General features: G+C 49.6%; 14 protein-coding genes and 1 tRNA gene. 11 read left to right on the plus strand and 4 right to left on the minus strand.

Translation table 11 applies throughout. The features are described 5' to 3' along the window. Window position 1 precedes the first annotated feature (1 nt). The 3 genes from VGN67_RS23395 to VGN67_RS23405 form a co-directional block, all read right to left on the minus strand. On the minus strand, window positions 2-1627 hold the full coding sequence (locus VGN67_RS23395; RefSeq protein ID WP_327489774.1) for a hypothetical protein: 1626 nt from the start codon (window positions 1625-1627) through the stop codon (window positions 2-4). 122 nt (window positions 1628-1749) lie between these two features. Then, a complete protein-coding gene (locus VGN67_RS23400) occupies window positions 1750-3738 on the minus strand; it encodes a fumarate reductase/succinate dehydrogenase flavoprotein subunit (protein ID WP_327489776.1) in 1989 nt (662 codons plus the stop codon). A 39-nt stretch (window positions 3739-3777) separates the two neighbouring features. Next, window positions 3778-4569, minus strand: coding sequence for a succinate dehydrogenase cytochrome b subunit (locus tag VGN67_RS23405; RefSeq protein WP_327489778.1), 792 nt, complete (start codon window positions 4567-4569; stop codon window positions 3778-3780). A 320-nt stretch (window positions 4570-4889) separates the two neighbouring features. Between VGN67_RS23405 and VGN67_RS23410 the strand changes: the two genes are divergently transcribed. The 4 genes from VGN67_RS23410 (at window position 4890) to VGN67_RS23425 (ending at window position 9295) form a co-directional block, all read left to right on the plus strand. Beyond that, window positions 4890-7781: a gliding motility-associated C-terminal domain-containing protein gene (locus VGN67_RS23410; RefSeq protein WP_327489780.1), complete on the plus strand. Its 2892-nt coding sequence runs from the start codon at window positions 4890-4892 to the stop codon at window positions 7779-7781. Then, window positions 7781-8170, plus strand: a complete 390-nt coding sequence (locus tag VGN67_RS23415; RefSeq protein ID WP_327489782.1) for a thiol-disulfide oxidoreductase DCC family protein — start codon at window positions 7781-7783, stop codon at window positions 8168-8170. Before VGN67_RS23410 ends, VGN67_RS23415 begins: the two co-directional genes overlap by 1 nt. Window positions 8171-8278: 108 nt before the next feature. Continuing rightward, on the plus strand, window positions 8279-9157 hold the full coding sequence (fabD, locus tag VGN67_RS23420; RefSeq protein WP_327489784.1) for an ACP S-malonyltransferase: 879 nt from the start codon (window positions 8279-8281) through the stop codon (window positions 9155-9157). Between the two features lie 67 nt (window positions 9158-9224). Further along, window positions 9225-9295: transfer RNA gene (locus VGN67_RS23425), tRNA-Gln, on the plus strand. 441 nt (window positions 9296-9736) lie between these two features. Here the strand turns inward: VGN67_RS23425 and VGN67_RS23430 are convergent. Continuing rightward, a complete protein-coding gene (locus tag VGN67_RS23430) occupies window positions 9737-10711 on the minus strand; it encodes an abortive infection system antitoxin AbiGi family protein (RefSeq protein ID WP_327489786.1) in 975 nt (324 codons plus the stop codon). 281 nt (window positions 10712-10992) lie between these two features. Between VGN67_RS23430 and VGN67_RS23435 the strand changes: the two genes are divergently transcribed. The 7 genes from VGN67_RS23435 to VGN67_RS23465 all read left to right on the plus strand — a co-directional run bounded on the left by VGN67_RS23435 (window position 10993) and on the right by VGN67_RS23465 (window position 18203). Next, a complete protein-coding gene (locus tag VGN67_RS23435; protein ID WP_327489787.1) occupies window positions 10993-12693 on the plus strand; it encodes an SBBP repeat-containing protein in 1701 nt (566 codons plus the stop codon). 540 nt (window positions 12694-13233) lie between these two features. Beyond that, entirely contained in the window at window positions 13234-13689 is a 456-nt protein-coding gene (locus VGN67_RS23440) for a hypothetical protein (protein ID WP_327489789.1), read from the plus strand. Window positions 13690-14304: 615 nt separating this feature from the next. Continuing rightward, window positions 14305-14583, plus strand: a complete 279-nt coding sequence (locus VGN67_RS23445) for a hypothetical protein (RefSeq protein ID WP_327489791.1) — start codon at window positions 14305-14307, stop codon at window positions 14581-14583. 317 nt (window positions 14584-14900) lie between these two features. Then, window positions 14901-15155, plus strand: a complete 255-nt coding sequence (locus VGN67_RS23450; protein WP_327489793.1) for a hypothetical protein — start codon at window positions 14901-14903, stop codon at window positions 15153-15155. Window positions 15156-15306: 151 nt separating this feature from the next. After that, entirely contained in the window at window positions 15307-15585 is a 279-nt protein-coding gene (locus VGN67_RS23455) for a hypothetical protein (RefSeq protein ID WP_327489795.1), read from the plus strand. 349 nt (window positions 15586-15934) lie between these two features. Beyond that, entirely contained in the window at window positions 15935-16543 is a 609-nt protein-coding gene (locus VGN67_RS23460) for a TetR/AcrR family transcriptional regulator (protein WP_327489797.1), read from the plus strand. Between the two features lie 139 nt (window positions 16544-16682). Next, complete coding sequence (locus VGN67_RS23465; RefSeq protein ID WP_327489799.1) at window positions 16683-18203, plus strand: lipopolysaccharide biosynthesis protein; 1521 nt, start codon at window positions 16683-16685, stop codon at window positions 18201-18203. Window positions 18204-18208 lie beyond the last annotated feature (5 nt).

Raw genomic sequence — 18208 nt, forward strand, 5'->3', positions numbered from 1 at the left:
ATTAGCGTCCATAAGCTATTTTTTTACTATCGGTTTGTTTTTTTTTATATATCATGTATTGACTATCATACCTAAGGAAACCTCTTCCATAAATAGATAAACTTTCAATAGTGGGTTTACGGTCAAAGCTCCTGGCCAGGGTATAATTAGATTCAAAAGACTGCGTTTGCTCGGGTTTGGTAGTTTTGAGCTCACCGGGCCTGACCACCACCCAGTCGGGCTGGATGTAGTTGACCAGTTCAATGTAAGATTCAGAACCGAGCTTTTTACGCGCATTGATCATGGTTTTATTCCCCAGTCCGGGGTAATCGTACATGGTAAGTCCGGAGTAGTACCCTATGTACCCCAGCGGCTCCAGAAATACGGTTTCTTTGTTACTCTGGGCTTCGCTTTTCAGCCAGAGACCTATTTCTTTTCTTAAACCATATTCAATAAGCTCCTGCTGCTGCTTCATCTGAATCAGACCGCCGGTGTACACCCACACCTGCACGGCCATTACCACCGCTACAATACCGGCCGGTACCCATGGGCGGCTCTTGCTGGCTACCCCCCTAGTAGTCGTAGCGAGTTGAGTCAGAACGCAGCCAAGCGCTATCACACTTATGATTGTGACCGCCGGTATGTACCAGGGGTATATAAAAGGTGAAAATATAATCAGGTAGGAGGCAATGCAAAACGCGGCAAATGACAGGAAACGCGCATTGGCACTGACCCGGGGAATCGCCCACAGAAACACGACCAGATAGGACAGCCATTTCAACGCGAACATCAGCAGCTGGGGCCAGCCACCGGTCTGAAAATAGGCAGGTGCAAAAATCCAGATAAAAGGACCGTCGCCGTCAATAAGGCTCGTAAAAATAGCCTGACCGTACTGGAGGGCCCGGTCTATAATAGTACTAAACGTCAGAGAACCTTTGGCCAGTACTGTATTGGGAATGGGGTTTCCGTAGTAAGCCCAGGCAAATATAAGCCAGGGCAGGTAGCAGATAACTCCTATAACGGCCGCTCTGAAAAAAGCCCGGATGTAAGGCAGTGACCGGTTTTTGAACAAAAGGTACCCAACCAGAATGGAACCAATGTGAATAAATGCATCCGGACGGCTCCACATCAGGAATGCCCAGATAAGTCCGATCCGCAGGGGGTTGGGCATAGAGTCACGAAACAACTCCCGAATGAAGAGCACAATACCCAGCAGCATAAAAGCGGTTTCCATGCCATTGATGCTGAAGTCCATGCTTTTGCCATCAAACACCAGCAGCAACGTTATTAAAAATGCTAACCAAAGGGGGGCTTTCAACTTGTCAAAGAACATGCTGAATACCAGTTTGGCGGCTGTTCCGAGCAAAAGGATATTGACGACCCTGAAAAGCCAGATGACGGCTTCATCGTTCCAGGTAATGTAGTACAACAAAGCGGGGATTAAAGTCCCCAATGGTGAGGTAAAGGAATGGATTCGTTCGCCTAAATTATACGTAAAGCCTACTCCCTCCGCCAGGTTTTTGGATGCCCGAAAAGTAATGTACCAATCTTCCCAACGGTGGTCGGTATAGATGGCAAAAAGCAACGCAGAGGCCATAGCAAGGCCAGCTGCTATCCAGGGAATAGTTTTGTTAATGGACGGCGACATACTTATAAAATTAAAGTTTTGAGATGGACTTTACATATAAATACGGGAGCAGGCCTACTTGTAGCTAGTAGGCCTACTCCCATGGTTACCGCTGACTTGAAAAAAGCATGCCAATATGAGAGCTACTTGTAACTGCGCTGGGCAATCTTTATGTTTTCGTATTCCAGATCTTCCTTATGGAGTTCCCACTGGCTTTCGCTCTGGTACTGCCAGGCCGACACGTACATAAAATTTTCATCGTCGCGCAGGGCTTCGCCATCTTCGGTCTGGTACTCTTCCCGGAAATGGCCCCCGCAGGATTCATTACGGGTAAGCGCATCCAGGCACATCAGTTCGCCCAATTCCATAAAATCGGCCACGCGTCCGGCTTTGTCCAGTTCCGGATTCAACTCATCGGCAGTACCCGTTACTCTTACATCACTCCAGAACTCCTTACGAAGCGCCCTGATTTCCTGAATCGCCTCCTGCAACCCCTGGGCATTGCGGGCCATGCCGCACTTGTCCCACATGATTTTGCCCAGGCGGCGATGGAAGTGCTCAGGTGAGGTCTTGCCCTGGATGGAAAGAAGCTTCTCAATGCGCTCTATTACCTCCCGTTCGGTTTTATCGAATGCTTCGTGATTGACCGAAATATCACCCGACCGGATTTCATTGGCCAGGTAAGCCCCGATGGTATACGGGATAACGAAGTACCCGTCGGCCAGTCCCTGCATAAGCGCCGAAGCACCCAGGCGGTTGGCGCCATGATCAGAAAAATTAGCCTCGCCCAACGCGTACAAACCAGGTACGGTGGTCATGAGGTTATAGTCAACCCAGATACCCCCCATGGTATAGTGTACCGCCGGATAAATACGCATAGGTACTTCGTAGGGGTCTTCGCCGGTAATCTGCTTGTACATATCAAACAGGTTTCCGTACTTTTCCTTCACCACCGCTTTACCCATGTCGCGAATCTGCCCGGCGCTGGCGTTATCCATGTTGTTTTTGTTGGCTTCGCCTTTTCCGTACCGGTCAATGGCTGAGGTATAATCGAGGTACACGGCCATTCTCGACGGCCCTACGCCGTACCCGGCGTCGCAGCGCTCTTTGGCGGCGCGGGAAGCGATGTCGCGTGGTACCAGGTTACCAAAGGCCGGATAACGGCGCTCCAGATAGTAGTCACGCTCGGCTTCGGGAATATCGTTAGGGTTTCGGTTATCATTCTGCTTCAAAGGTACCCATATCCGTCCGTCGTTACGCAGCGACTCCGACATCAGCGTCAGCTTGGACTGGTGCTCACCCGATACCGGGATACAGGTAGGGTGAATCTGAGTGAAGCAGGGGTTACCAAAAGCCGCTCCCCGTTTGTGGGCTTTCCAGGCGGCAGTTACGTTACTACCCATGGCATTAGTCGACAGGTAGAATACGTTGCCGTAGCCCCCGGAGCAAAGCAGCACTGCGTGCCCAGCGTGCCGTTCAATTTCACCGGTAACCAGGTTACGGGCTATAATACCCCGGCATTTGCCATCAATGACTACCACATCAAGCATTTCGTGGCGGGTGTACATTTTTACCGCCCCTATTCCCACCTGGCGCTCCAGCGCTGAGTAAGCTCCGAGCAGTAGTTGCTGGCCGGTTTGGCCGGCGGCGTAGAAGGTACGCTGTACCTGTACCCCTCCAAACGAGCGATTGGACAGCAGCCCGCCGTACTCCCGGGCAAAGGGTACCCCCTGCGCTACGCACTGGTCAATAATACTACCCGAAACCTGGGACAGGCGGTACACATTGGCCTCACGCGAGCGGTAATCACCTCCCTTTACTGTATCATAAAACAGACGGTAGATTGAGTCGCCGTCGTTCTGGTAGTTTTTGGCGGCGTTGATACCTCCCTGAGCCGCAATTGAGTGAGCCCGGCGCGGAGAATCCTGGAAGCAGAAAGCTTTAACTTTATAACCCAGCTCAGCCAGCGTGGCCGCGGCGGAGGCACCGGCCAGACCAGTACCTATCACAATTACTTCAAGCCGACGCTTGTTGGCAGGGTTTACCAGCGGAACCGAAGAACGATATCGGGTCCATTTTTCTTCCAGTGGTCCAGCGGGGATTTTGGCATCCAAAAGAGATGAAGTTGCCATATTGAGTTCAGTTTAAATAATCTTTAATGAATGGAAGCATTACATCATTTGCCTGAAAAAAATGTACAAAGGCATAACTGCAAAGGCTGCCGGAATAATAATCCCAAAGATCCAGAAGCCAATCCCCTGAATCAATGGAGTGTATTTCGGGTGATTTAAACCTACGGTCTGGAAGGCGCTCCAGAAGCCGTGTGCCAGGTGGTACGCCAGCGCTGCTACCCCTAAAACATAAAACAGCACCACCAAAGGATTCGTGAAAGTAGCCTCCACCCGCGCGTACAGATCTTTTACAATCACGGTCTTGGAAGTACCATCGTCGCTCAGGCGCTCTTCAAGCTTGGTACTGAGGCGGTAGTCCTGGGGCATAATTTCGGTTTCAAGGAGGCGTCCTTCGGTCAGGTCCACGGTGTACTTCTTGAAGGGTACCTCACCAAAGTTGTAGGTGTACCAGAAGTTAGCCATGTGTACCACAATAAACAGAAAAACGACAATACCCAGAATGGCCATATTACGGCTGGCCCAGCTACTCTGGTTATCAGACCGCTTGTAACCAACCCGGCCGCGGGCCTGTCGGTTTATGTAAGCCAGATGAATACCACCAATAGCGTGCAGCAAAATCATAGTATACAGCCCCCAGGAAATAGTTTTGATAAAGGGGTTTGTAGTCATGAATACGGTATAGCTGTTAAAAGCCAGGCCATCATCCGGCCGGAATACCTGCAGGTTCCCGACCAGGTGAACGATCAGGAAGGTACATAGAAAGAGGCCTGTAAGGGCCATAACGAGTTTTTTTCCAATAGAACTCGACAACGTTTGTGTTAGCCACGACATAGCAAACAACCAGGGTTATTTAGTGCGAAAAATGGTACAATTATAACCTTTCAAAGGTACGGGACAAACGAATCCGATACAATAAATACCGTTCAAATTTGCTCAAATACTATTTATTTATAATAGTTTTAAGTTCTTGCCGGTCTAACAGTTTGTGCAAAATGAATGTTTGGTTTGTACGGAATCAAGATTGGCAGAAAACGACAAAGTACCTTACTATACCTCATTACTACTTTTACTGCTTGAAAACACATATATTTTCGTGTATTTTTCGTTCAAGAATTATCGCAAAAACCTAACTAAGCATCAATTGTCCTTATATGCGCCCATCACTACAGTGTATATTCTTTTTACTTTTTTTTGCTGTACTTGCCCATAACGCCTCGGCTACTCACGTGCGGGCGGGGGAAATTACGGCCCGACGGATCTCAACCACCTCTCTCACCTACGAAATTACCCTGACGGCCTATTTTGATATGCAGAACGGTCGGCCGGCAGCTGACGCGCAGGTTGATGTGAATTTTTATGTGGGTGACGTGGGACCTATCAATGTACTGCGGAAGCTTCCTATTGTTGATATTGGCAACAATACCACCCGCAACGAGTACACCTTTATCTATACCTTCCCGGCTCCGGGCCGATTTGTCATTTCTACCGCGCTACAGAACCGGAATAACAACGTACTGAACATTTCGCCCCCGCCTACCCAGGAGATTGACTTCTTTATCCGCTCTACTTTAGTTATCAACGCGGGTCTGGGCCTCAACCGCACCCCCGTGCTGCTGAATCCCCCCATTGACCTGGCGGCCGTAGGGCAGCGTTACATCCACAACCCGGGCGCTTTCGACGCCGATGGCGACAGCCTGGCCTACCGCATGGTCACGCCCCAGCGCAGCTCTACGGCCGGCCGCGGCCGCGACGTACAGTACGTGGACCCCAACAAGGTACAGCCCGAGGGACCTACCGAAAACGGAGTATTTCCCTCCACCTTCAGCATCAATGCCATTACGGGAGACCTGATCTGGGACGCTCCCTCCATACCGGGCTACTACAACGTAGCCTTTATTGTAGAGGAATGGCGCAACGGCGTCAAGATTGGGGAGATTGTCCGGGAAATGCAGATCATCGTAGTGGAGGCACGCAACGACCGACCCCGGCTGGACTCGCTGCCCGACCTGTGCGTGGAGGCCGGAACGCTCATTCGACAAAATATTGTAGCTACTGACAAAAACGGTGACCGCCTGGTGCTGACCACCAACGGCGGGGTCTACCGCAGCGACCTGGTTCCGTTGCAGAATGCCACCTTTACAGTAGCCCAGCAGAATGCCCAGGGACGGGTAACGGGGGCGTTCAACTGGCAGACCGGCTGCGAACATATCCGGCTGGAACCCTACGACGTGCTCTTTAAGGTGGAGGACAACGCCGGCCCCAACGTCCCCAACCCGTCGCTGTTCCGCAAGCTCGTCGACATCAAGACCCTGAAAATACGGGTGTACGGCCCCCGGCCGGTGAACCTGCGGGTCGAACCCGCCGTGGACGCCTCGGGCCGCGCCTTCCGCGTGAGCTGGAGCGCCTACCAGTGCCAGGTACCGGGTGCTCAGATCGTGGTCTACCGTCGGGAGGGCTGCTCCAACTACGAGGCCGGTACCTGTCAGCCGGGCCTGCCCGTGGGGCTGGGCTACCAGGAAGTGGCCCGCGTGGGCGTGGGAGAAACCTTTTACGTGGATAACAACCAGGGGCAGGGACTACGGCGGGGGATTAACTACAGCTACCGCCTGGTGGTGGAGTTTCCGCGTCCGGGCGCCAGCCCCACCGAGCCCAACCGCCTCAACGGCGGCGGTACCAGCCTGCCCTCGGCCGAGTTCTGTCTGGACCTGCCCCAGCTGATGCCTGTGCTGACCAACGTCACCGTCGACTCCACCAGCCAGACCCGCGGCCAGATTACCGTTCGCTGGACCCGCCCCATCGGGCTGGCTCCCGGTACCGGCGATGGTCCTTCGCAGTACCGGCTGTTCCGGGCTACGGGTCTGAACGGAACCGATTTTGTGCCGGTTACTACCATTACGACCAATCTGCAGCCCGGCGTAGCCGACACGGTCTTTGTGGACCGCGGCCTGAACACCGAAGCCAATGCCTACCGCTACCGGCTCGACTACTACTTTACCAGCAACGGCAGTCTGGTGAAGCTGGATGAAACCGAGCCCGCCAGTAGTGTGCGCCTGCGGCAGGAAGCAGCCGCTTCGCGTCAGGTGCGCCTAAGCTGGACGGCCAATGTACCCTGGGACAACACGGGGCAGCGCCACCGGATTTACCGCGAAGTACGCGGCCGTTCGGGGGTATTTAACCAGATCGCCGACGTGGCCGTGCAGGGGCCGGAAACCTTTACCTTTACCGACGACGGCACCGACCGCATCAGCGCCGATGGAACGCAGAGCGTTACCTTATCGGCCGACTCAACCTACTGCTACCGGGTAGAAACCGTGGGCTCTTACAACAGCGCGCGCATCCGGCCAAACCTGTTGTTTAACTTCTCCCAGATTATCTGCGTGAGCCCCATAGACACCATCCGGCCCTGTCCGCCGGTGCTGACGCTCGATACACTGGATTGTGCTTCGCTGGCTCCGGATGCTTTCTGCAACCAGACCACCTTTACCAACAACCTGTCGTGGACCTATCCGGCGCAGAACGCCCAAGGAGGCAACTGTGACCCTAACATTGTTGAGTACAAGATTTACTACGCCCGCTATCAGGACGATGAGCTTACCTACCTGACCTCAGTACTGCCGCCGCCTACACCACCGGCCACCAGCTACGCCCATACTAACCTAAGCTCTTTTGCGGGTTGCTACTACGTGACGGCCGTGAACCGCTTTGGCAACGAGAGCGCGCCCAGCAACATTGTCTGCAAGGACAACTGTCCGCAGTTTTCCCTGCCGAACGTATTCACGCCCAACAACGACGGCAAGAACGATGTCTTCAGGCCGCTGAACTGTCCGGGCTTTGTGGAGACGGTAGAGTTCCGGGTGTTTAACCGCTGGGGCACGAAGGTGTTTGAGACCACGGACGTGGGCATCAACTGGAACGGCAAGAACAGCGCCGGTCAGGACCTGCCCTCGGGCCAGTACTACTACGAGGTGGTGGTGCGCTTTGAGTCGGTGCAGCGCAGCAGCGAACCGCTGGTGCTGAAAGGATGGGTGCAACTGCTGCGCTGATGAACATCGTATTCTTTGACGGGGTATGCAACCTGTGCAACGGCGCGGTCAATTTCCTGATTGGCCAGGATAAACAGCAGAAGCTTAAGTTTGCCTCCTTACAGTCCAAAGCGGGAGAGGCGGTACTTCGTAGGTACAACCTGCCGGACACCGACTACGAAAGTTTTATCCTGCTGAAAGGCGATAAGCTCTATCAGAAGTCCGACGCTGCCCTGGAAGTAGCGAGGCTGCTGGGAGGCGTGTGGTGGGGCCTGTATGTATTTAAACTGATACCCCGCTTTCTGCGGGACGCGGTTTATAGCTGGATAGCCCGGCACCGCTACCAGTGGTTTGGCCGGAAAGAGACGTGCCGGTTGCCTACGCCGGAGCTGCAGGGCAGGTTCCTGTAACCCTATTTCCTACTTTGAAGAGTAATCCTTTATTTTGTAGCCCGGCTCGCAGCAGACCGGGCTATTTTTATTAATGAAAATAATCCGTTTATATCTTGACAGTAACCTATGAAAAAGGCATACGTATTTCCGGGGCAGGGCTCGCAGTTTAAAGGCATGGGCGCTGACCTGTACCAGTCTTCCGGGCAGGCGAAGGCTTTGTTTGACCAGGCCAACCATATACTTGGTTTTGACATTACCCAAACCATGTTTGAAGGTACCGACGAGGAACTCAAGCAGACCAACGTTACCCAACCCGCTATATTTCTGCATTCGGTGGCTTTGGCCCGGGTCTCCTCCGACTTTGCTCCCGACATGGTAGCTGGGCACTCATTGGGTGAGTTTTCGGCGCTGGTGGCGGCGGGTGGTCTTTCCTTCGAAGATGGCCTGCGGCTGGTAGCCCAGCGGGCTGATGCCATGCAGAAAGCCTGCGAGGCGCGTCCTTCTACGATGGCGGCTATTCTGGGGCTGGACGACCAAACCATTGAAGAAGTGTGTGCTTCTATTGAAGGTGAGGTAGTAGTACCGGCCAACTACAACTGTCCCGGGCAGGTCGTGATATCGGGTTCGGTGGAAGGTGTAACCCTGGCCTGCGAAAAACTCAAAGCGGCCGGTGCCAAGCGGGCATTGGTACTACAGGTAGGAGGCGCTTTTCATTCCCCGCTCATGCAGCCTGCCCGCGAGGAGCTGGCGCAGGCGATTGAAAGTACCTCTTTCAACGCACCCCGCTGCCCCATTTATCAAAATGTAAACGCTATGCCTTCCACCGACGTAGATATTATCAAAGCCAATCTGATCGCCCAGCTGACGGCTCCGGTACGCTGGACCCAGTCGGTTGAGCAGATGGTAGCCGACGGAGCTACTCATTTTGTGGAGTGTGGCCCCGGCAAGGTACTGCAGGGGCTGGTGAAAAAGATAGCCGGCAGCGTAGAGGTAGCCAGTATTTGATATTTTTTTGAGATAGTACTTGACAGCTATCTTCTATCGCTGTACTTTTGCATCACAATTACGGTTCTGGCCGATGGTGTAATGGTAACACAGGACATTTTGGTTGTCTTATTCAGGGTTCGAGTCCTTGTCGGCCAACAGAACAACAAGAAAACCCCGCTTGCAGCAATGTGAGCGGGGTTTTTTACTTTAAAATCACTTTAAAATCCCCGGAACCGGCCGCTTCCTTTAAAATCTCAATAAAATTTTCAATGGTATGAAAACCTTCGTAGGACTACGATTAATTAAGTAAAAGCAGTGCGAAAAGAAAGATAGAATGTTGCAGTTGATCCTTTTAGTAAGGATCGATGCCGAAATGCGAACAAATCTGACTCTCATTTCCTTACGCTTCTTTTGCCTCCATTCCTTATAGTCTTACAAAGTATTTCGACTTTCGTTAGAGAAAAAAGGCAAGAAATAGGACGTCCCACAAAAAAAGCCGCAGAAGCGGCCATTACGTTGTACTATTCTTTGTAAGGGTGTCACGGGCGTAACAATAGGTTATTTCTTTGTTTTATGCTCCGCATTCTTCCTGCCGGGTCAGGAAGAAAAGACATCTTTCTCCAGTGTTTCATAGGAAGTGACCTTGGAATAAAGTAATCGTAGCTCATCTGGTGAAGCTACACTGCCATATACTAATTCAATCTCTCTCTGAATAGCTGGGATTTCCTCATTTTTACCAACAATGATATGGGTGATATCCTGATGACTAAACGTAAGGTTGTCATATTTGTCACTTACTTCTTTCAGCGCTCGGTCTCTATTAGTATTAAAAGATTCATAGAAGATGGCGTGGTTTGAACTAAAGAGCCTTTGCTTGTCATAAATTATACAGGCATCATCAGGAATATAACGCCACTCTTTCTCATCCTGATACCGAACCGGATACTCTTTCCCTATATGATAATTGATTTTTGAAACTGGTTTAACATAGAGGTAAGATGTGGGGAATTGATTGCCGTACTGGTCTTGAATTATTCCTTTATCTAAGTCAATCGGAACTGGTGGATAATACACGACAGGCGGATCTATATTTATATTCGGGGGCCAGGATTCGATTTTTTTTAATTGGTCTAACTTGTGTTGGTATACTAAACTTTGGGCTAGGTGACTGTTATGAGCTATGTAGATAAGAGGATTCATCCGCTTAGTAACAGCCCATTCTTTGCTTAATCCAATAGCATAGCCTAAATACTTAATCTCTTTCTTACCTACTTTTTCTACCTGATGCTCCGAGCCATAAAATCTGAGATGCTCCCGTGTGTTTGAAAGAGGAATATCACAAAAAGATACCATGGGTATATAAAGGTATTGCTTAAACATTACCCCCTCATTAATCGAAGCATCCCGTTCAGTTATACTTTCCGATGTGTTAGAAGAATAAATACCTTTCAACATATTCTGGGGCATATCTTCACATCTATATTTAATCCAAAAGCCATCTTTGAGTATGCTCTGAATGGCCTCATATCCACCGCGGGTAAAATGAAATAATGAATTGGAACTTAGTGCCATGGCCAGGTTTCTGTTTTAGATATATCGTTCAATATCGAATTTATTTCGGTCTCAAGCTACAAAAAAGCCCCGCGGCCTGGCGGGGCTTTGCTTTAAGGCATTTGGTTGCTTCACATGCACGTGCTTCATCACTCTTAGCACCTTGGTAAGGATAGTCTCTACAATGCAGCTGCTCTGCCGTAAGTCTGAATAATACCGTTTAATAACATTCCTACATAGAAGTTGCAAAGGTGCTGCAATTATAGTTGCTTACAGGCAAATTCCTTACTCATCCTCTATCTATGAAGCAGCATTACTTCCTTATTTCTCTGTCCATTTTATTTCTCTCTTTTGCTACCATAGCCCAAGCCCAGATAAAAATTGGGGATGGCTCGGGTGTACCCAACCCTTCAGCCGTACTGGAACTGGAAAGTACCAACAAAGCTTTTCTACCCCCGCGCATGAGCTCGGAGCAGCGCGATGCCATCGCCTCACCCGCCAGCGGCATGGTCATCTTCAACACCAGCCTGAACTGTTTGCAGCTATTCAGTGCCAGCGGCTGGATCTGCTTAGGCGCTGCTACGCCTCGTCTGCCTTATAATGAGATAGTAGCATTACCTTCTCCGCAACCTGGTGACCAGGCCTATGATTTAACTTTTCTATGCATGCGATACTACAATGGCAGCAAATGGGTGCGCAGCAGTAAACCCGCAGGAGATACCTCACCCGATGCGATAGCATGGAGGGCCGGAGGGACAAGTAGTGAAGAAGGCCGAGGCATAGCTGTTGACGGCAGTGGTAATGTATATGTGACCGGCTACTTTTATGGCAGTGCTACCTTTGGCTCCACAACCCTAACTTCCAGTGGTATCAATGATGTCTTTGTAATCAAGTACAACAGCAGCGGAGCGGTGCAATGGGCGCAGAAAGCAGGGGGAACAAATTATGATATGGCACTAGCCATCGCAGTAGATGGCGGGGACAATGTATATATAACCGGGTACTTTTATGGCAGCTCTACCTTTGGCTCCACAACCCTTACTTCCAGTGGAGGCGCTGATGTATTTGTAGTCAAGTACAATAGCAGCGGGGCGGTGCAATGGGCGCAGAAAGCCGGAGGGACTGATTATGATGAAGGACAAGGCATAGCTGTTGACGGCAGTGGTAATGTGTATGTGACCGGGTACTTTTATGGTAGTGCTACCTTTGGCTCCACAACCCTTACTTCCAGTGGTATTTATGATGTATTTGTAATCAAGTATAACAGCAGCGGAGCGGTGCTTTGGGGGCAGCAAGCAGGGGGGGGTAATAGTGATGTAGGATACGGTATAGCCGTAGATGGCAATGGCAATGTCTATGTGACCGGGTACTTCCAGGGCAGCGCTACTTTTGGCTCCACAACACTTAATGCCTATGGTGGTAATGATGTATTTGTAGCCAAGTACAACAGCAGTGGAGCAGTACAGTGGGTGCAGCCAGCAGGAGGGGTAAGTACGGAACAAGGACGAAGCATAGCCGTAGATGGCAATGGAAACGTATATGTGACTGGGAGCTTCCAGGGCGGCGCTACCTTTGGCTTCACAACACTTAATCCCAGGGGGAGTAATGATGTATTTGTAGCAAAGTACAACAGCAGTGGCGAAGTACAGTGGGCACATCAAGCAGGGGGGACTGATTATGATGAAGTACAAGGTATAGCCGTAGACGGCAGCGGCAACGTGTATGTAAGTGGAACCTTTTATGGCAGCGCTACTTTTGGCAATTCTACCCTTACTTCCATTGGCGGTGCTGATGTATTTGTAGCCCGGTACAACAGCAGCGGAGTGGTACAGTGGGCGCAGCAAGCTGGGGGCGCAGATGGTGATGTAGGACGAGGCATAGCTGTAGACGGCAATGGCAATGTGTATGTGACTGGGAACTTTTGGAACACCGCTGCCTTTGGCTCCACTACCCTTACTTCCAGTGGTAGTAATGATGTCTTTGTAGCCCGGTATACCAACTGAGCAAGTGGGAATTACAGGTATTATCAAACAAAGCACTATTAATGAGGAGCTTTCTCACTTTTAACAACTCATGCCAGCATGAGTATAGCAGCAGGACGCAGAGAATTCATTATTTGCCTGGATGAAAAATGTAATCTTTAATTTACTCATCAAGCTCCACCTCTTTTCCTGCTGTCAGTAGCCAAAATAATCAGGTATGAAAGGGTATAAGGTTCAGGAGGCTCTGATCCAGCACTGAACAGCCAGAAAGGCCTGGTCAACCGCTACATGACCAACAGAACATCAAAAAACCCCGCTCATGTAACAATTTGCGGGGTTTTTTGCTTTAAAATCACTACACAAGTTCCCAGACCTTACCGAACACAACAATCCTGCTCTGACTGAAACGTCTACCTTTTAGTAGACATTTGTAAAAAGGTTGGTTTGCTGCCGTTTATTGTCTACTATTACAAAGGAAATTTATCTGCTGCTGTTAATTGGTAGAGCAGAAAAGTACCTACCCCCAAACCTACGCTGTGATTTTGTTCGAAAAAATCTTTTATGGCCACTAGTCAGGGACATATTTATTTCCCCATTAACTTTCAACAGGCCAGGCTTTTGTTGATAGCCGATGTCACTACTGACCCGATAGAAATCAAGGCGGCTGGCCGGCAGTGTTTGCCGGAAGTAGAACTGGTTATTACAGCAGACCTGCAGCAGGCCGATACCTACCTGAAGGAGTGGCTGGATACCAGCCGAACCCTTCCTAAACTCATACTGCTGGAACTAACCGAGGATCGTAAGCAATGGCTGGAAGAGTTGAAAAGTAGTACTTCCCCCTATCACAACCTCCCCCTGATTGTACTAGGTGGCTCTACTGACAAGGCTGAGATCCGGGAGGCCTACGAGCTGGGTTGCTCGGCCTACCTGGTTAAGTCCGCCGAAGGCTCACACTGGTTCCAGACTTTTGGCTCCCTACGGCGCTACTGGTGGGAAACAGTGCTGTTGCCTGGATAGAACTCTGCTTTCTTCGGGCTCCTGGCTTATTTCTGAATTGTTTATAGTTGCGCTCAAAAAGACTCTAAGGCCAGCCAAGTGTAGTCGGTTTATACTGAGTAAGATACAACCGCAGGGGGTGCTTTGAGAATACAGAGCCAACCCCCGGATTTATATTTTTACTTGGAATAATGTGGATTAATAAATAATTATTTATTAACTTGCCTTCAAATAGTGCTATGTACTTAAATAGTAATCAGGTTCTTTTAGAAGTGAAAAAGATTAGTGGGAAAAAGAAATAGTGAGTACTTAAAGTAGTAGACCAATGTATCTAATCTGAAATTGAAAAGCAATACTACGCGTATTGCATCTTTAAGCTTACCAATCCAAGCAGCGCCACTGGTTCAACAACTGGCAGGGACATAGTGAAAACAATCTGAAGACAGTAACGGTACGCTGTAAAAGAATGTCCAGGATGACCTTGCAGGTAAGGAAAGTTGAAACAATCCGCCCGTACAACATCCGACAGAGCTTTGGTGAGGAACTAAGTCTATAACTCCCCAAAGAAACAAGCAAGCAATTTATTGTTCATCAACCTAACTAATTGAACTTATGAGTTCATAATTAATCGTATTAATGTCAAATAAGTATAGGTTTGAAGCCGCTTCGGATAACGAGGCGGCTTTTATTATTAGTGAGTATAACCCACGGATGACAGCTACTATTAAGGAGTTTCGTACGCACGCTGAAATGGACGCGTACACGTCGGCACAATTGACCGTACAGGTCCGCAGGCAGCTCCCTATACTGCTGGAGTTAGTGAATTCTGAAAGTAATGATCAGGAGCTTAACAGAAAGACTTTGGTTCGGATGGCCGAATGGTACTATTATACCCATCTTACCAAACAACGGTAGGGAAAACATAACGGCCTTTTGGACAAGTACTACGCTGACGAGCCCCGACAATAAGGAGTAGGAGTTTATACTCACAGGACGCCGCTAACGAGTTTTTTAAACTTACAGGAGGTGAATAGGTAAGGAGAAATAGGAAGAATAGAATAAACAAATCAGCTACTATGAGTTATAGCAATACAACATCCGTCCGTTGGCAGATTACCTCCTGTACCTGCTAACGGACGGATTTAAAAACAACCAGATAAATTCTTTTCAGGTTTAGATAGACTACCCAGACCAGTACCTAATTGCTTTACAAGCGCTTAATCTCACATTACATGCATACAATCGGCCCCTTGGAGCAGACAGAATTTGAAGAATTGCTCAAGGCTTCTCTTTCCGTTTATAAATGTACGTTCCACATAGAAATTGATAGTACCCGTCACTGGCTGGATTGTACCATTCAGAATGAGTTCGGTACCGCGACCAACATGCATCTGACCATACCGGCCCTCCAGGAAATCCTGACTACTTACGAGGGAAAGCGCGATTTTGAAAAAGCGCTCCAGGAGCGGTTCGGGCCGGAATGTTAGCAAACCTCCGGTAAGCATACCAGCCGTATGGTACTCCGGCCCAGGTAGGAGCTTGATTTTTTTTGCGGGCACAATACCAGTTTTCGTATCCTTACTCTTTTTATTATTGCCATATTATTCTCATCTTGTGTCGTGAATTGTAGACCCTACCATGAGAATACCCCGTTTCCTGATTACCCAGAATCGATCGGCCCGGAATACCGTACCCTACGTAATTCATGCCCGTAATCCGGCCTGTACTGCCCGCGTTGTACTAGTGAATGAAGCATCGGCTACCCGGCCGTCCAAGCTTCGTATCCAGATAGGTGAGCTACCTGCCTTTGTGGAGTTGGTGGAGGTGTACCAGGATGCCCCCCAGGAAGAAATCCGGGAAATATTAAAGCAAATGGCCAAGTGGCTTTATCATCCCTACCTTAAGTTCAAGAAGTAAGTCAAGGTAACTGCCAGCGATGGAGTGTATCCCGGCAGATACCGCAGAAAAGCTAGATATTTTCAGAGTAATAAAGCACAAAGGGAAAAAGTGGTGCTTATCTGCTGTTTAAAGTAGCAGATAAGTGACATTTTGTATCTTATTGAATAAAAGTATTGACTTACTTATATTTAGGCTTAAACTTGTGTAAATTATTTCTCACCCGAGAGGATAACCCTGGTAGCCGTTTGCTAAACCTGCACTGACCCGCTTGTAACTTAATATACCTGATTTTCTTACATCATTTACCTCAGCTATCATATGACAAACTCTTCTATCTTTAACCATGCACGCTTAACTACCCACTAAAATGGCTACACAACTCAAAGTAAAAAAACGCGATCGAGAACGTACAAAAGGAAAAATTCTAAAAGCAGTCGGAGAAGTAATAGAGCAGTATGGTACTGACAAAGTAGGCGTCAATCTGATTGCCCGTACGGCCGGCGTCAACAAGGTGCTTATATACCGGTACTTCGGCGGCGTAGACGGGCTGATGGAACAGTACGTTAAAACCGGGCAGTACGTCTCCACGAGCAGTATTGATTACATCGACAGTGTGCCTACGCCTGCTCCCGAAGATCGTGGCAAGGTCTGGGCTACAACATTTACTACTATGATGCGTGACCTGCGTGCGCGCAAAGCTACCCGCGATTTGCTCAGATGGGAAATAGGTGCAGGGAAGTCGGCCCTGACCGAAGCCCGTGACGAAATTTCGGCGCGCTGGATGGCCAAAATAGGAGCCATACCAGGTGCTCAGGATACGAATGCGCTCATAGCCATTGTGCTGGGAGCAGTGTACTACACCGTACTGGCCGCCGATTACCGGGGCAAGTTAATGGATATAGATTTACAGTCAGAGGAAGGATGGGAGCGTATTGAGAAAGCACTGGAAGCTATACTAACCGGAAGCCATAAATAATCTGTTACAAGGTTATTGCCATCAATAGCTCCTCCCCCAATTACCTGGGGGAGGATTTTTTTTGAACAGCAGGAGATAGGGGATTTCGGGCCGGGGCCGTGTATATTTGCAACCTTTTAGAGAGAGGTATTTAAGAAAGATGAGTGTTCTGAAAAAATTGGCGGGCGAAACAGCCACCTACGGGGTTAGTACCATGCTGGGCAGGCTGCTCAACTACCTGCTCGTGTTTCTTTATACGCAGTTTGACCCCGCCCTGCTGGCCATTCAGGCACAGCTCTATGCCTACGCTGGTTTCTTCTTTATTGTATATACTTTCGGGATGGAAACAGCCTTTTTTCGCTTCGCAAAGAAAGAAACTGATCGGCAGGCCTACTACAATCTCATTCTGAGTGCTGTCATTGTGGTGAGCATCACCATCTCGACCCTGATTGTTATTTTTGCTGAACCCGTAGCCCGGCTTATCGAGTACCCCGAAGAGGCCACACTCGTGCAGTTGATGGCCCTGATCATGGCTACTGACGGCATTATGGCAATTCCCTTTGCCCGGCTTCGGATGGAGGGCAAAGCCAAAAAATTTGTTAAGGTGCGCATCATCAATATCCTGCTAAATATCGGTCTGAATGTCTTCTTTCTGGTTTTTTGCCGCGATATTTATGAGGGAGAGTACTTACCCGCTCTGCAACCGATCGTGTCCCTGATTTATGTGCCCAACATACCGGCGGCCTATATTGTCATTGCCAACCTGATTGCCAACCTCACCTTTTTCTGGTTTCTGCGGCAGGAACTGGCTGCCTTCCAATTTGTCTGGAATCGTCAGGTTTTTCAACCGGTGTGGGTGTATGCATTGCCCATCATGATCATGAACCTGGCGGGGACAACCAATTTGCTTTTTGACCGGATGTCCCTGCAATACCTGCTACCGGAGGGCTTTTATCCCGGCCGCAGTACCCGGGACGCCATCGGTATTTACAGTCAGACACTGAAACTATCGATTTTCATGAATCTGGCCATTCAGGCGTTCAAGTACGCGGCTGAGCCGTTTTTCTTTTCCAAATCCGAAGACAAAAACGCTCCCGAAGTGTTTGCCGATGTCATGAAGTGGTTCGTAATCGTGTGTGTGCTGATGGGGGTAGGTATTTGTCTGAACCTGCCCGTGCTGGCGGATATTTTCCTGAAGCGAAAAATCTACCACGAGGGCCTACCGGTAGTTCCCTGGATGCTGCTGGGTTTTCTGTTTTTGGGAATTTACTACAATCTGGCCACCTGGTTCAAGCTGACCGACAAGACGCAGTACGGTACCTATCTCACCATAGCCGGTGCCTCCACTACGGCTTTGCTCAACATTCTGCTGGTGCCTATTATGGGGTACCTGGGGTGCGCGCTGGCCTTTGCTACCTCTTCTGTCATTATGGCGGCGCTATGCTACCTGTTTGGTCAGAAGTACTATCCTGTTCCCTATCGGGTAGGATCGGCGCTGGGGTATGTACTTTTCGGTGCCGCAACGGTAGTGCTGGCTTCACAGGTTCCAAGGGTGGACTTTTGGCCGCAGCTGGGAATGGGCCTGCTGGGAACGTTGGTTTTTTCCACCATCGTATTAGTACTCGAGCGAAACGCGCTTCCGCTGCGCTTCCGCCGTATGCTGGGTATCAGGGCCGACTAAGTAAG

The organism is Telluribacter sp., from assembly GCF_035998675.1.
Classification (GTDB): Bacteria; Bacteroidota; Bacteroidia; order Cytophagales; family Spirosomataceae; genus Telluribacter.

Coding starts and splice junctions, on each gene's coding strand:
- VGN67_RS23395 (WP_327489774.1), bottom strand. CDS start 1,627: ATGTCGCCGTCCATTAACAAAACTATTCCCTGGATAGCAGCTGGCCTT.
- VGN67_RS23400 (WP_327489776.1), bottom strand. CDS start 3,738: ATGGCAACTTCATCTCTTTTGGATGCCAAAATCCCCGCTGGACCACTG.
- VGN67_RS23405 (WP_327489778.1), bottom strand. CDS start 4,569: ATGTCGTGGCTAACACAAACGTTGTCGAGTTCTATTGGAAAAAAACTC.
- VGN67_RS23410 (WP_327489780.1), top strand. CDS start 4,890: ATGCGCCCATCACTACAGTGTATATTCTTTTTACTTTTTTTTGCTGTA.
- VGN67_RS23415 (WP_327489782.1), top strand. CDS start 7,781: ATGAACATCGTATTCTTTGACGGGGTATGCAACCTGTGCAACGGCGCG.
- fabD (WP_327489784.1), top strand. CDS start 8,279: ATGAAAAAGGCATACGTATTTCCGGGGCAGGGCTCGCAGTTTAAAGGC.
- VGN67_RS23430 (WP_327489786.1), bottom strand. CDS start 10,711: ATGGCACTAAGTTCCAATTCATTATTTCATTTTACCCGCGGTGGATAT.
- VGN67_RS23435 (WP_327489787.1), top strand. CDS start 10,993: ATGAAGCAGCATTACTTCCTTATTTCTCTGTCCATTTTATTTCTCTCT.
- VGN67_RS23440 (WP_327489789.1), top strand. CDS start 13,234: ATGGCCACTAGTCAGGGACATATTTATTTCCCCATTAACTTTCAACAG.
- VGN67_RS23445 (WP_327489791.1), top strand. CDS start 14,305: ATGTCAAATAAGTATAGGTTTGAAGCCGCTTCGGATAACGAGGCGGCT.
- VGN67_RS23450 (WP_327489793.1), top strand. CDS start 14,901: ATGCATACAATCGGCCCCTTGGAGCAGACAGAATTTGAAGAATTGCTC.
- VGN67_RS23455 (WP_327489795.1), top strand. CDS start 15,307: ATGAGAATACCCCGTTTCCTGATTACCCAGAATCGATCGGCCCGGAAT.
- VGN67_RS23460 (WP_327489797.1), top strand. CDS start 15,935: ATGGCTACACAACTCAAAGTAAAAAAACGCGATCGAGAACGTACAAAA.
- VGN67_RS23465 (WP_327489799.1), top strand. CDS start 16,683: ATGAGTGTTCTGAAAAAATTGGCGGGCGAAACAGCCACCTACGGGGTT.